The organism is Deinococcus phoenicis (genome assembly GCF_000599865.1).
GTDB lineage: Bacteria > Deinococcota > Deinococci > Deinococcales > Deinococcaceae > Deinococcus > Deinococcus phoenicis.
This window is the reverse complement of sequence record NZ_JHAC01000082.1, coordinates 76998-89724: the sequence shown is the minus strand read 5'-3', so window position 1 is coordinate 89724 and position 12727 is coordinate 76998. Positions and strand designations below refer to the sequence as shown.

At 69.9% G+C, this 12727-nt stretch carries 10 protein-coding genes; 6 read left to right on the top strand and 4 right to left on the bottom strand.

Annotated features, from left to right (window positions below):
- The first annotated feature begins 228 nt into the window (after nucleotides 1–228).
- The 4 genes from DEIPH_RS17410 to DEIPH_RS18950 all read left to right on the top strand — a co-directional run bounded on the left by DEIPH_RS17410 (nucleotide 229) and on the right by DEIPH_RS18950 (nucleotide 7082).
- Nucleotides 229–1770, top strand: a complete 1542-nt coding sequence (locus tag DEIPH_RS17410; protein WP_034360699.1) for an E3 binding domain-containing protein — start codon at nucleotides 229–231, stop codon at nucleotides 1768–1770.
- 423 nt (nucleotides 1771–2193) lie between these two features.
- Nucleotides 2194–3408, top strand: a complete 1215-nt coding sequence (locus DEIPH_RS17405; RefSeq protein WP_034360697.1) for an adenylosuccinate synthase — start codon at nucleotides 2194–2196, stop codon at nucleotides 3406–3408.
- Nucleotides 3409–3694: 286 nt separating this feature from the next.
- Complete coding sequence (gene folE / locus DEIPH_RS17400) at nucleotides 3695–4306, top strand: GTP cyclohydrolase I FolE (protein WP_034360696.1); 612 nt, start codon at nucleotides 3695–3697, stop codon at nucleotides 4304–4306.
- 82 nt (nucleotides 4307–4388) lie between these two features.
- Entirely contained in the window at nucleotides 4389–7082 is a 2694-nt protein-coding gene (locus DEIPH_RS18950; RefSeq protein ID WP_081790987.1) for an HD domain-containing phosphohydrolase, read from the top strand.
- 15 nt (nucleotides 7083–7097) lie between these two features.
- On the opposite strand, the gene sufU is transcribed toward DEIPH_RS18950, so the two are convergent.
- Nucleotides 7098–7541: a Fe-S cluster assembly sulfur transfer protein SufU gene (sufU, locus tag DEIPH_RS17390; RefSeq protein ID WP_034360694.1), complete on the bottom strand. Its 444-nt coding sequence runs from the start codon at nucleotides 7539–7541 to the stop codon at nucleotides 7098–7100.
- A 5-nt stretch (nucleotides 7542–7546) separates the two neighbouring features.
- Nucleotides 7547–8740, bottom strand: coding sequence for a M20 family metallopeptidase (locus tag DEIPH_RS17385; RefSeq protein WP_034360692.1), 1194 nt, complete (start codon nucleotides 8738–8740; stop codon nucleotides 7547–7549).
- A gap of 144 nt (nucleotides 8741–8884) precedes the next feature.
- Between DEIPH_RS17385 and DEIPH_RS17380 the strand changes: the two genes are divergently transcribed.
- Both DEIPH_RS17380 and DEIPH_RS17375 read left to right on the top strand, forming a co-directional pair.
- Nucleotides 8885–9100, top strand: a complete 216-nt coding sequence (locus DEIPH_RS17380; protein WP_034360690.1) for a hypothetical protein — start codon at nucleotides 8885–8887, stop codon at nucleotides 9098–9100.
- A gap of 157 nt (nucleotides 9101–9257) precedes the next feature.
- Nucleotides 9258–10463: an NAD(P)/FAD-dependent oxidoreductase gene (locus DEIPH_RS17375; RefSeq protein ID WP_034360688.1), complete on the top strand. Its 1206-nt coding sequence runs from the start codon at nucleotides 9258–9260 to the stop codon at nucleotides 10461–10463.
- A gap of 144 nt (nucleotides 10464–10607) precedes the next feature.
- Here the strand turns inward: DEIPH_RS17375 and DEIPH_RS17370 are convergent, their stop codons facing one another.
- Together DEIPH_RS17370 and DEIPH_RS17365 are read right to left on the bottom strand one after the other, a co-directional pair.
- A complete protein-coding gene (locus DEIPH_RS17370) occupies nucleotides 10608–11069 on the bottom strand; it encodes a GNAT family N-acetyltransferase (protein WP_235183287.1) in 462 nt (153 codons plus the stop codon).
- A gap of 338 nt (nucleotides 11070–11407) precedes the next feature.
- Nucleotides 11408–12622 (bottom strand): erythromycin esterase family protein, encoded by a 1215-nt coding sequence (locus DEIPH_RS17365; protein ID WP_034360684.1) that lies wholly within the window; start codon nucleotides 12620–12622, stop codon nucleotides 11408–11410.
- Nucleotides 12623–12727 lie beyond the last annotated feature (105 nt).

Here is a 12727-nt window from a genome sequence, read left to right as displayed (position 1 = left end):
CGGCCGCCCTTTCAGAGGGCCATGTGGCAACCTCCCGAGCCTACCACCCGGCCGCCGGAGCAGAACGCGGGGTGCGCCGCCTTCCCGCGTCCGCCCCTTGAAAGAAGCCTGTCAGGGCCGAAGCGTCACTCTGACACCCATGCCACAGCGCACCCGCGTAAGACGGAAAGACCGCTCCGGCGACGGGCACATGACCCCGACCAGGGGCGCGCAAAGGGGGAAATGAAGATGGAACGAATTGCTCCGCTCGCCAAGATTCTGGCGGAAGCGAACGGGATCGACTGGCGGCACCTGGACGGCAGCGGCGAAAGCGGCATGATCGTCGAACAGGACATCCTGAATTACCTGTCGCGCGTGATGAGCGGCGAGGAAGAACCCCCCTCCACCCCGGTCGACGCCCCGCCCCCCGAGTGGACCGGCACCGAGCTGCCCGCCGGGGCCGGACTGCTCGCGCCGGGCATGCCCAGCATGGACATGCTCAGCAGCGCCGGCGTGGATTCGGACCTCGCCGCGCTGGTCGGTCAGCCCCAGGCTCAGGTGGCCCAGGCCGCCCCCGCCAGCCTTGACGACGACCTGGAGTTCGAGCTGGAAGAAGACGAGGACCCGCTGGCCGCAGCCCCCGCCGAGATGCCGACCGCATTTCAGCCGGCCCCGGTTCAGCCCGTGGCTGTCCAGGCCGACCTTGCCGCCCCTGTGGCCGAAGTGGCCCCGGCGCCCCGCCCGGCTCCGGAAGTGGTGCCCCCCGCCCCCCGTCTGGAGGAGAGCACCCCCCTGCCCAGCGTGGCCGCCAGTGTGGGCCGCCCCGACGTCGTTCCGGCAGCGCGGCCAGAACCGGTCGCGGCCCAGGCCCCGGCTGCCGGCGGCGTGATGGCGGGGCTGGGCAGCCTGCTGTCACGTCTGTATCAGCAGCCCGCCGCCCAGCCCGCTCCGGCCCCCACCCCGGCGCCCGCCGAGCCGGTGCAGCCCGCCCCGATGCCTGCGGCGTCCATGCCTGTTGCGCCGGTGCCCGCCGTACCGGAGACGCCCCTCACGGCGCAGGCCCCTGAAGTGGTGGCTCCCGAAGTGCTGGCCCCCGAGCTTCCGGCGGCTGAGCTTCCGGCCACCGAGGTTCATGACGTGACCGAGGTGACGGAGGAGGAACTGGCCCTGTTGGTGCCTGCCGCCACCCCGGAACCCGCGCCCGCCCCGTCGCAGACCCCAGAACAGATGCCGGCCCCCCAGATGCCGGCGCCCGCAGCGGAGGCAGTGGAGGAACCCGAGGCTCCGGCCCCCGCCCCACTGCCCCTCGTGGCCGGCGAACGTCCGCGCGAGGCCGTGTGGTTCGGCACCTACCTGCGCCGCGACGCGAACCTGGCCCCCGCCACCGAACTGCGCCGCCAGCTCGCCGCCGCGCTCGGCCAGGAGGTGCCCCTGGCCCTGCTGGTGGCCCGCGCCGCCCAGCGCTATGCGGACAGCCTGGGCCTGGACACGGTCGCCGTGCAGGACCTCGCGGCGAACCGCGCCCGCACCGTGCAGCCGGGCAGCCTGCGCGACGCCCTTTCCGCCCTCGCGACCGACCATGAAGGCACGTCGGGCCTGCTGGTCACCGATGCGGGGGCACTCGACCTCGACGACCTGCACCTTCCGCACACCGTCACGCTCAGCGTGGGCCGTGTGCAGGACGGCTGCGCGGCCCTGAGCCTCAACGGTGATGTGGACGCCGCCCAGGCCGCGCGGTTCCTCGCGAACGTGGCCGGAACGCTCGAAGAGCCGATCATTCTGGTGATCTGATCCGGGTTCCGGTTGAGCAGATTGGGACCCTGTTCAATCCGGCTGGCCTCGGAGCGTTGCGGGGCGGTCCCTCAGCCTCCACCCGTGGGCAAAAAGCAGGAAGCTTCGGCTGTGGCCGGGGCTTCCTTTGCCGTGGGCTGTTGCTGTGACTTGAGAGCTGAAAACTGGCCGCGTTCTGGACAGGTCAGGCCCCCTGGCTCTGCGCGCCGGGGTACACTCAGGTACGGTGCTGCGCGCCGTGCTTTTTTTTGCCTGCGGGCAGGGAAGGGCCAGTCTGGGCGCGCGGCGGGAGGCTGACGGAATGGACTCCGGTTCCTGAGCAGTTTCGGAAAAACACCTCACTGTTCATCCACCTCCGTCCACTCCGTTGGAGTGACACTCGCTTCGCTCGGCTGGCCTAGAAGCCCAGCATCAAGGAGAATCATGCCTGGAATTGCAATCATCGGCGCGCAGTGGGGGGACGAGGGCAAGGGGAAGATCACGGATTTCCTGGCCCCGCAGGCGAACTATGTGGTGCGCTATCAGGGCGGCGCGAACGCCGGGCACACCGTCACGGCGAAGGGCCAGACCTTCAAGCTGAACTTGCTCCCCAGCGGCGTGCTGCATCCCGGCACCGTCAGCGTGCTGGGCGACGGCATGGTGATCGACCCCGAGAAGTTCCTGGCCGAGCGCCAGAACCTGCTGGACGGCGGCCTGAATCCGGAATTGCGGATCAGCGACCGCGCGCACCTCGTTCTGCCGCATCACAAGTTCGTGGACGGGCGGAGGGACTTCGTGGGCACCACCGGGCGCGGCATCGGCCCCGCCTACGCCGACCGGGCGCGGCGCGTGGGCATCCGCTTCGGTGACCTCGCGGATGAGGGCGTGCTCCGCGAGCGCGTGGAGCGGCTGCTGGAAGCCAAGCCCAACTCCACCCGGGACGCGGGGTGGACCAGCGTGACGGACGCCCTGGGCTACCTGCTGCCCATCCGTGACGCGCTGCTGCCCTTTGTGCAGGACACCGGCGCGCAGCTCCGACAGGCCATCAATGACGGCGAGAACGTGCTGTTCGAGGGCGCCCAGGCCACCCTGCTCGACCTCAACTACGGCACCTATCCCTTCGTGACCAGCAGCCACCCGACCGTCGGCGGCATCCTGGTCGGTGCGGGCGTGAACCACAAGGCGATTGGCAAGGTGTACGGCGTCGCCAAGGCCTTTAATACGCGCGTCGGCCACGGTCCCTTTCCCACCGAGGTGTTCGGGGAGATGGAAACCCGCTTGCGCGGCGACGGCACCAAGCCCTGGGACGAGTTCGGCACCACCACCGGCCGCGCGCGCCGGGTGGGCTGGCTGGACCTTGAGCTGCTGCGCTACGCCGCAGACGTGAACGGTCTGGACGGCCTGGTCATCAACAAGATGGACATCCTGGCGGGTCTGGACACCGTGAAGGTCTGCGTGGCCTACGACGCGGCGGGGGGGCCGGTCTACCGGGAGCTGCCCGGCTGGGCCACCACCGACGGGGCCGACAGCCGCGAAGCCCTGCCGAAAGAAGCGCAGGCGTATCTCGACCTGATCGAGGAAACCGTGAACTGCCCGGTCGTGATCTTCTCCTGCGGCCCGGCCCGCGAGCAGACCTACGGCGCCGTGAGCTGGGCGTGAGCGAAGCTGTCCCTGTCCGTTCCCGGGCATCAGCTGCCAGCGGGAAGGCTGACGCGGATGGCCGGGCACTGACGGCTTTGTCCCACAGTCCCGCGCCCCTGCGCCCTCTAGAGCATTTGTCAAAAAGAGACCTACTTTTTGACCGAGCGGAGCGAGTGAAAGAGGAAGAGCGTTTGGGAGAATGGAACCGCTGGAGGCGCTTTCCCTCCAGCGGTGTAATTCGGACAAATGCTCTAGACTCGGCCTGATTCACTCGTGCTCTGCGGCACGGGAAGGAGCTGCCCCCTTGACTGTCCCCCCCACCATCAGCGCCGCTGAGGAGAAGCAGGAAGTGCCGGGCCTGAGTGGCCTGACCTACGACTGGCTGAGCGCCATCGGCGAGGACCCCGAGCGCGAGGGCCTGCAAAAGACGCCCCACCGGGTGGCGAAAGCCTGGGGCTTTCTGACGGCGGGCTATCACAAGTCGCTGGCGGACGCTGCCGGTGACGCCGTGTTCGAGGCCGAGGGCAGCGAGATGGTGATCGTGAAGGACATCGAGTTCTATTCGATGTGCGAGCACCACATGCTGCCCTTTTACGGCCGCGCCCATATCGCCTATATCCCCGACGGCAAGATCCTGGGCCTCAGCAAGTTCGCCCGGATCGTGGACCTGTACTCGCGCCGCCTGCAGGTGCAGGAACGCATCACCACGCAGATTGCCGACGCGGTGGGCGAACTGCTGGCCCCCAGGGGCGTGGCCGTCCTGATGGAGGGCGTCCACCTGTGTATGGCGATGCGCGGCGTGCAGAAGCAGAACTCCAGCACCACCACCAGCGCCATGCGCGGCCTCTTCAAGGAGGACGCCCGCACCCGCGCCGAATTCATGAGCGCCGTGCAGAACACGTTGCGCAGCCGCTGACGCCTCCGGCCCGCGCATTTCAGGAAGAATAAGGGCCTGACCACCGCTCCCTTTTCCTTTCTGCCGCCCGGGGTGTCCCTGAATGCTGCTCAATCTCTGTTTGCTGGTCAGTTGTGCGTTTCTCCTGAGTCTCACGTTCCGCGAGTGGCCGGTGCGCCCGCGCCTGAGTGAGGACGCGCTGCGGGTGGTGCTGGCGGCGGTGATCATCTGCCTGCTGATGGTCTATTCCGCGCCGTTCGGCCCCTTCAGGGTGGACCTGCGCTTCGTGGTGGTCGCGCTGGTCACGCTGCGCTACGGCGTGGGCGTGGGCGTTCTGGCGTTCCTGCCGGCCCTGGCCCTGCGGTTTCTCGAAGACCGGACGGCGGCTGGCGTGGCGGCCGTGAACGGCCTGAGCGTGGTGCTGCTGACCGGCTGGCTGCGCCCGCACTTGTCGGTGCCGCGCCTGACCCTGCGTCAGCTGTGGCTGGCGCCGGTCCCGTTCCTGGGGCTGAGCCTGGCGCTGCTGCTCACGCCGCAGGGCCGGGGCGTGTTTCCCGTGGTGTATCCGCTGGGGCTGTCCTTCAGCGCGCTGGGTCTGGTGATCGCGCTGGGCATTTTCCAGTCGCGGCTGCGGCTGCTGCGCCTGACGCACCGGCTCCGGGCCGAGGCACTTTCCGACCCCCTGACCGGCCTGGGCAACCGGCGGCGCTTCGACGCCGACCTGATGGCGTTGCCGGCGGGGCGTCAACTGGTCCTGCTCGACGTGGACCACTTCAAGGCCGTGAACGACCTGTACGGTCACGCGGCCGGGGACCGTGTGCTCGAACAGATGGGGCGGCTGCTGCGCGAGCAGGCCCCGGCGCACCTGCGCGCCTACCGCATCGGCGGCGAGGAATTCGCGCTGCTGGCCGACACGGGGGGCGAGGAACAGACCCGCGCCCTGGTCGAGGAGGTGCGCCGGCGCGTGCCGCAGATGTTGGTGGGGCACATCGGGGGCGTCACCCTGTCGGCGGGCATGAGTACCCGCCGCCCGGACGACACGCCGAGCGCCCTGTTTCAGCGTGCGGATGAGGCGCTCTACCTCGCCAAGACGAACGGCCGCGACCGGCTGGTGACCAGTGAGGCGGTCACGCGCGCCCCGGCCCCGCTGGAGGCGGCAGAGCCCGGGTCGGCGGGCACACCGCTGCAACCCCTGCAACCCCGCCATTCGCTGTGGCGCGCCCTGAGAACCACCATCGCCCTGCTGGGCGAGCGGCGCACCCTCGGGGACGAGGACTGGCAGGAACTGCTGCACCTGGCGGTCGCGGCGGTGGACGGGGCCGAGGCCGGTTCACTGAATATTCGCGAGGGCCGGCGCTTTCGCATCTGTGCGGCCGAGGGCTTCGCGCCCGGGCTGCTGGGCGTGCGCATCGAGGAGGCGGCCCAGCTCGACTGGTATGGCCGTTCCCGCGAGGAGTGGCAGGCCGGGGCTGCCCGCGTCCTGAAAACCGATGAGCTGCGGCGGGTCTATGCCAGCACCGACCCCGTGTTGCGGGACGCCGGTTCCGTGTTCGAGCGGGCCGGTCAGCGCAGCGAGATCCGCGCGGACCTCTGCTTCCCCGTCGTTCTGCGCGGCGACGTGGTCGCGCACCTGAACTTCGACAGCTTCACCTCGGAAGACGCCTTTACCTGGCAGAGCGTGGAGATCGCGGGGCTGTTCGCGCAGCAGTTCGCGGCGCTGCTGCACCTTCAGGAACGCTGGCGGGAACTGGACCTGCTGGGCCAGCTCCACGCGAAGGTCGGCACGGACCCGCAGGGCCGGTCCGCCGAGGTTCAGCTGACCGAGACGGCCGTGGACCTGTTGCAGGCGGCCCAGGCCACCCTGCTGCGTTACGACGCGGCCGGGGACCAGCTGGTCTCGGCCGCCACCGAGGGGACCTACCGGGAGCTTGGCCCGGTGTGTCTGCCCCGGGGCCAGGGCGTGTCCTGGGAGGCGCTCGCGACGGGCCGGGTGGTGCGCGTGGCGAACACGCGGGGTGACGGGCGCGTGTACCGCCGGGACCGGCTCGCGGGCGACGCCATGATGGCGGTGCCGCTGCTGGACGGCGACCATCAACCGCTGGGGGTTCTGGTCCTGACCCGTGACGCGTCCCGTCCCTTCCTGCCGGACGACGAGAGCCTGGCCCTGCTGCTCGCGAGCGTCGCGGCCCGGATGTTCGAACGGATGGCCTACCTGGCGGGGCTGCGGGCCACGCTGGAAGCGGCCCTGACGACCCTGGGGGTCGCCCTGGAAGCCCGCGATTTCGAGACCCAGGGCCACACCGAGCGGGTGCTGCGCTACGCCGAGCGCTTCGGGACCGAACTGGGCCTCTCCGAGGACCGCCTGACGGCCCTGCGTCACGGGGCCATGCTGCACGACATCGGGAAGCTGGGCATTCCCGACGCGGTGCTGCTCAAGCCGGGTGCCCTGACCCCCGGGGAGCGCGAGGTGGTCGAGGGCCACGCCGTGATCGGCGCGGCGCTGGCCGACCGCATTCCGTTTCTGCACCCCGAGGCCCACGGCGTGATCCGCTCGCACCATGAACGCTGGGATGGCCGCGGCTACCCTGGCGGCCTCGGCGGCGAGGACATCCCCCTGCTGGCCCGCCTGTTCGCGCTGTGCGACGTGTACGACGCGCTGGTCAGCACCCGCCCCTACAAGCAGGCCATGCCGCCCGAACAGGCCCTCGGCATCCTGCGCGCCGGGCGCGGCACACAGTTCGACCCCGAGCTGACCGATCTGTTCGAGCAGCTGTGGCACGCGGGCGCGTTCCGCTGAGGGCGGGCGGCGCGCTTACACGGTTCCCGTCGCCTCGCCCGGCAATCCTTCGCCCAGCGCCGCTTCCAGCGCCCGCCACGCGAGCAGCGCGCATCTGCGCCGCGCGTGCAGGCGGCTGACACCCGCCAGCGCCAGCAGGTCGCCCAGGGCCGGGTCGGGCGCGGCCTCGCCCAGCACCATCGCGCGGTAACGGGCGGCGAGGGCGCGCGCTTCCTCCAGGGGCTTGCCGGTCAGGGCCTGGGTCATCAGGCTGGCGCTGGCCTGACTGATCGCGCAGCCGCGCCCGGTGAAGCGCACATCCAACAGCCGCCCGCCCTCCACCCGCGCCCAGACCGTCACCTGATCGCCGCAGCCGGGGTTGTCGAGCGCCGCGTGGGGCGCGCCCGCGATCTCGCCCCGGCCACGCGGGTGCCCGGCGTGGTCGCTGATGATCTGGCGGGCGAGGGCCTCGGGGAGCATGGGGCCTACGCCTGCTGGCCCGACTCCGGCACCGTCAGGCGCAGGGCGGCGGCGTGCAGCATCCGCGCGCCCGTCTCCAGGCTGGCCTCGTCGAGCGTGAAGCGGGGGTGGTGGTGCGGCCAGCGGCTGTCGGCGGGGTCGCTGCCCGAGCCGACGTTGAAGTACGCGCCGGGAGCCTTTTCCAGGTAGGCGCTGAAGTCCTCGCCGCCCATGGTGGGCTGGGCGTCCTGGTAATGCTCTTCGCCCACCGTCTCCAGCGCGATCTCCTTGAGCTGCGCGGCCACCCAGTCGGTGTTGATGACGGGGCGGTAGCCGAACTCGTACTTCAGGTCGTAGGTCGCGCCGTGGGCCTCACACACGCCCTTCACGACCCGCTCGATCAGCCCCGGCGCGCGCTGGCGCAGTTCGGGGTCGAAGGTCCGCACCGTGCCCTGGAGGACCGCCGTATCGGGAATGACGTTGTGGGTGGTGCCGCTCTGGAAGGTGGTGATGGAGACCACCAGCGCGTCGAGCGCCGCCACATGACGGCTGACCACATGCTGAAGGTTGGTGACGACCTGCGCGCCCACCGCGATGGGGTCCACCGCCTGCTCGGGGTGCGCGCCGTGCCCGCCCTTGCCCTTGATGGTGAGGCTCAGCGTGTCGGGCGCGGCCATGAAGGCCCCCGGCTTCACCACGACCAGTCCGGCGGGAAGCTGGCTGTTGAGGTGCAGGCCCGTCACCACGTCCACGCCCTGCATCAGGTCCGTGGCCATCACCAGTTCCTCCGCGCCGCCCGGCCCGATCTCCTCGGCGTGCTGGAAGATCATGCGGACCTCGCCCGGCACCTCCTCCGGGTGTTCGGAGAGCAGCCGCGCCACGCCCAGCAGAATGGCGGTGTGCCCGTCGTGCCCGCAGGCGTGCATCACGCCCGCCCTTTGCGAGCGGAACTCGAAAGTGTTCTCCTCCTGGATGGGCAGGGCGTCGATGTCGGCGCGCAGCAGGACCGTCCGGCCCGGCTTGCCCCCCTTCAGCACCGCCAGCACGCTGGTCGCGGTGGGGCGCGTCACCGTCAGACCGAGCATCCGGCGCAGCTCGGCCTCGATATAGGCCGCCGTCTCGTGTTCCTCGAAGCCGACCTCGGGGTGCATGTGCAGGTGCCGCCGCCACGCGACGAGCTGGTCACGGAGGGCCGTCACCCGGTCCACGGTCTGTGTCATGCCTCAGTGTAGGCGCTGGCCGCCTGTCCGGCACAGGCCCAGGTCGGCCCTGCCGGACAGCCCCGCGAACGGTGAACGGGCCGCAGCCGCGCCCCCGGCAACTTTTCTGCCCGAAGTGGCGTAATGGCAGGTATGAAAGCAGGTATGAAAAAGGCCCGTTCCCGCAGCAGCGGCAAGCTCGGCAAACTGATGCTCTATGCGCCCCTCGCGCTGGAACTCCTGACGCTGGTGCGCCGCAACCAGAAGGCCAAACGCGGCAAATACACCAAACTCCGCAAACGCGACCGCGCCTTCGATTTCCTGCTGGGGCAGGCCGAGCGCCGACTGGGCGGCAAGAAGACCGCGCGCCGCCGGTTCTGATCCCCCGCCGTCCTGCAAACGCCCTGGCCTGCCCGCCGGGGCGTCTGCATTCGGGGGGGCTGCGTTCATTCAGGGGGCTGGCTCTGGGGCGGCCCTTCCCGGAAGCTTCCGCTTCCGTACAGTCTGCCCACGGTTCAGCTCGCTAGATTCAGGCTCTATGGACCTCCGCAGCGGCACGGCCTTCTGGCCCCTCAAGAACGGCCTGATGCACACCTATCCGCCCCTCCTGGCTGGCGAGCGCGCTGACGTGCTGGTGATCGGGGCGGGCATCACCGGGGCGCTGCTGGCCGACGCGCTGAGCGGGGCCGGGCTGGACGTGGTGGTGCTGGACCGCCGCGACGCCGCCTCCGGCAGCACCAGCGCCAGCACCGCCCTGCTGCAATACGAGATCGACACCAACCTGGTGGACCTGCGGGGCATGATCGGCCAGCCTGACGCCGACCGCGCCTATCAGCTGTGCCGCGAGGCCATCGACCACCTGGAGGCCCTGACGCGCGAGCTGCCCGACGACTGCGGCTTTGCCCGGCCCGGGAGCCTCTATTACGCCTCGGGCCGCCGGGACGCCCGGACACTGCGTGAAGAACACGCCGCCCGCGTGCAGGCCGGGCTGGAGGTGGAGTTTCTGGAGGCGCGCGAGGTCCGGGAGCGTTTCGGTCTCAGCGCCCCCGCCGCCCTGTTCAGCCCGGCGGGGGCGTCGTTGGACCCCTACCGCCTGACGCAGCACCTGCTGTGGCGGGCGCGGTCGCGCGGCGCGCGGATTCACGACCGCACGGAGGTCACGCGCCTGGACGAGCGCGCCCACGGCTATGCGGCCCACACCGACCGGGGTGCCCAGGTCCAGGCCCGGCACGTGATCGTCGCCGCCGGGTACGAGGCGGCGCGGTTTGCCGGGCGGCAACTGGCCCAGCTGAAAAACACCTACGCCCTGATCACCGAACCGCTCGCGCCGGAGCAGCAGCCCTGGCCGACCGGCTGCCTGCTGTGGGAAACGGCCCGCCCCTACCTGTACGCCCGCACCACGCCCGACGGGCGCATCCTGGTCGGCGGCGAGGACGACGACCACCAGAGTCCGGCGCGGCGGGACCGGGCACTTCCGGCCAGGCAGCGCCGGCTGGAGCGCAAGCTGGAGAAGCTGCTGCCGCACCTGAAGCCCGAAGTCGGCTATGCCTGGGCAGGCACCTTCGGCGAGACGAAAGACGGCCTGGCGTTCATCGGGCCGAAGCCGGGAAATCCCTGCCTGCTGTTCGCGCTGGGGTACGGGGGGAACGGCATCACCTATAGCGTGCAGGCGGCGCGGATGCTGACGGACCACCTGCTGGGGCGGCCCGTGCCGGACATGCGGATTTTCCGGCTGGACCGCTGATACGGTTCCCGGCTCGCTCCGCTCGAGTTGAACAGTTTTTGTCACTGTTCAACCGGAATTCGTATGAGGCTGCGCCGGGCCAGAGGGCGCAGGCCATAAGGGAGGGGGGCCGGGGGGTTCCGGCCGGAAGCGGGGGGACAGGCTTCAGCCGGGCTTCAGGGCCAGCGCGTAACACAGGCTGTTCTCGACGCCCACGTAATAGCCGTAATTGGGAATGCGCGTGAAGCCCGCCCCCTCATACAGCGCGAGGGCCGCCGCCTGCTGGTCGCCGGTTCCCAGCACCAGCCGCGCGTACCCCTGCGCCCGTCCCCACTCGGTCAGCCCGCGCAGGACCTGCCCGCCCAGGCCGCGCCCACGGGCCTGCGGGACGGTGTACATCCGCTTGATCTCCGCCGTGCCCGGGTCCAGCCGCTTGAGTGCGCCGCAGGCCAGCAGGGCCGGACCTTCTTCCACGGCCAGCAGGACGCCGCCTTCCCCGGACAGAATCGCCGGGTCGAACGGTTCGGTGCGCGCTTCCGTGTCGTTGTAGAGCGCCCGCAGCTCACGTTGCTGGGCATCCATCAGGGCAATGACGCGCCTTTCGGTGGGTGGCAGGGCGATCAGCACAGGCACCCTTCACTGTACCGGCAGCACGGGGGAGAGGGTGACGCCCCAGGCCGTCTGTACGCCTGCCGCGACCGGAATCAGCAGGTATGTACACGAAGGCCCAGAACAGGTTCACCCGGGTGTGCCGACGCGTGGGCCGTGGCGCGGGTGTCGCCAGTGTGCCTGGGGACCTGAGACCAGCTTGCTCTGCTTTCAGAACATCGGGCAAGGCACCGGCTGTTCTTCCGTCGCCGCAAGCCGAGGGGTTCTTATTCTCGCTTCCTGTGCAAAAGGACGCGCCTGGGCACGCCTGCCCGCTCCGCTCGCCTCCGACTCACCTGAAGTTCGTATAAGCGGCTTCAGTCTCCAGCGTTCTGCACGAAGAGCAGGCCGTCCGTGAGGGACAGATGTTGCCCTTCAAAGGGGAAAGACCCGGCCTGCGCAGGAACGTCCGTTCTTACGGCCAGTTGTTCCGGGAGGGCGGTGCTCAGTTCTCGGGCGCTGAATAGGGTGGCCGGGGAAAGGGCCATCAGGGCGCCTGCCAGGGTGGCCGGGGCAGGTTCCCCGATGGCTCTTGCCGGCGCTGTGCCCAGGTCACTCGCAATGAAGGCGTACCGCTGGCCGAGGCGGGTGCTGACGTGCGCTCCGGCGCTCCACCACTCCAGGCGCAGGCCGCGCATCTTCATCGCGCTGAGGTTGCGTTGCAGGTGGGAATTATGGGCAAACACCAGGGTCGGCCCGCACTGCTGTTCCCGCCCGGCAATGGCGCTGAGGTGGTCGGCCATCAGCAGGTCACGCAGGGCCAGCATTCGCGCCACGCGGTTAGGCGCGGGGGTGGCCATCACCGCGTGGTAACGCAGCAGGCCGGTCGCCGTGCGGGCATGCAGCTCCGCTTCCCAGAACCCAGGTCGGGCGGCCAGCCCCGGCGTTTCGGTCTGCAGGAGGCTGGAGAGGTCGTCCGCCAGCAACCGGAGGTGCCGCGCCTCGGCGCTGTTGCCGATGGATCGTGCCGCGTCCATCCCGGCTGCCGGGTCAGTCCAGCGGGCTTCTTCACCGCACAGGTGTTCCAGGGTGGCCGTGTCCACAGGCAACCTGCCCAGATGCACGGTCAGGAAGGCGTGCAGGGCAAGCAAGCTGGCCTGCGGGCTGGCCGCCCACAGATTCTCCAGGGGCGCGTCAAAGCCGTAGAAGCGCAGGTGGTCGGTGCTCTCGCGGCCAGCATTGAAGGCCCTCATCCACTTGACCAGTTGCCGGTTGGCCGAAATGGCACCGAAGCCGTGGCTGAAGCCCGTTCGCATGACCTCATCCAGGGTGCCCTGGCCCGACGTGACGTGGGCATTCACCCGTAAACCGGCGATGATGTCGCTTTCAAGAGCGATGGAACGGAAGCCGTGCTCTTCGACCAGTGTGCGGAAGATGCGGTTGCGCCAGGCCGGAAAGACGTCGAGGCCATGCGTCGGTTCTCCCAGGGCCAGCAGTTGAGGTGCGGTAGGCAAGGTGCCCAGAAAGGAAGCGAGGGCCGGACGCGGCTCGGTCATGTCCCAGCCGGTCTGAAGTGGGGGTTGTTCTGGCATGGCGGACTCCTCTGCCACAGGGCGCGCCCGCTCTGGCTCCACCAGCATTCCTGTGCAAGATGTGAGGACCCTTACGAGGTTACGTTTATTGAGTCTTAAGTTCTT

Coding starts and splice junctions, on each gene's coding strand:
- DEIPH_RS17410 (WP_034360699.1), top strand. CDS start 229: ATGGAACGAATTGCTCCGCTCGCCAAGATTCTGGCGGAAGCGAACGGG.
- DEIPH_RS17405 (WP_034360697.1), top strand. CDS start 2,194: ATGCCTGGAATTGCAATCATCGGCGCGCAGTGGGGGGACGAGGGCAAG.
- DEIPH_RS18950 (WP_081790987.1), top strand. CDS start 4,389: ATGCTGCTCAATCTCTGTTTGCTGGTCAGTTGTGCGTTTCTCCTGAGT.
- sufU (WP_034360694.1), bottom strand. CDS start 7,541: ATGCTCCCCGAGGCCCTCGCCCGCCAGATCATCAGCGACCACGCCGGG.
- DEIPH_RS17385 (WP_034360692.1), bottom strand. CDS start 8,740: ATGACACAGACCGTGGACCGGGTGACGGCCCTCCGTGACCAGCTCGTC.
- DEIPH_RS17380 (WP_034360690.1), top strand. CDS start 8,885: ATGAAAAAGGCCCGTTCCCGCAGCAGCGGCAAGCTCGGCAAACTGATG.
- DEIPH_RS17375 (WP_034360688.1), top strand. CDS start 9,258: ATGGACCTCCGCAGCGGCACGGCCTTCTGGCCCCTCAAGAACGGCCTG.
- DEIPH_RS17365 (WP_034360684.1), bottom strand. CDS start 12,622: ATGCCAGAACAACCCCCACTTCAGACCGGCTGGGACATGACCGAGCCG.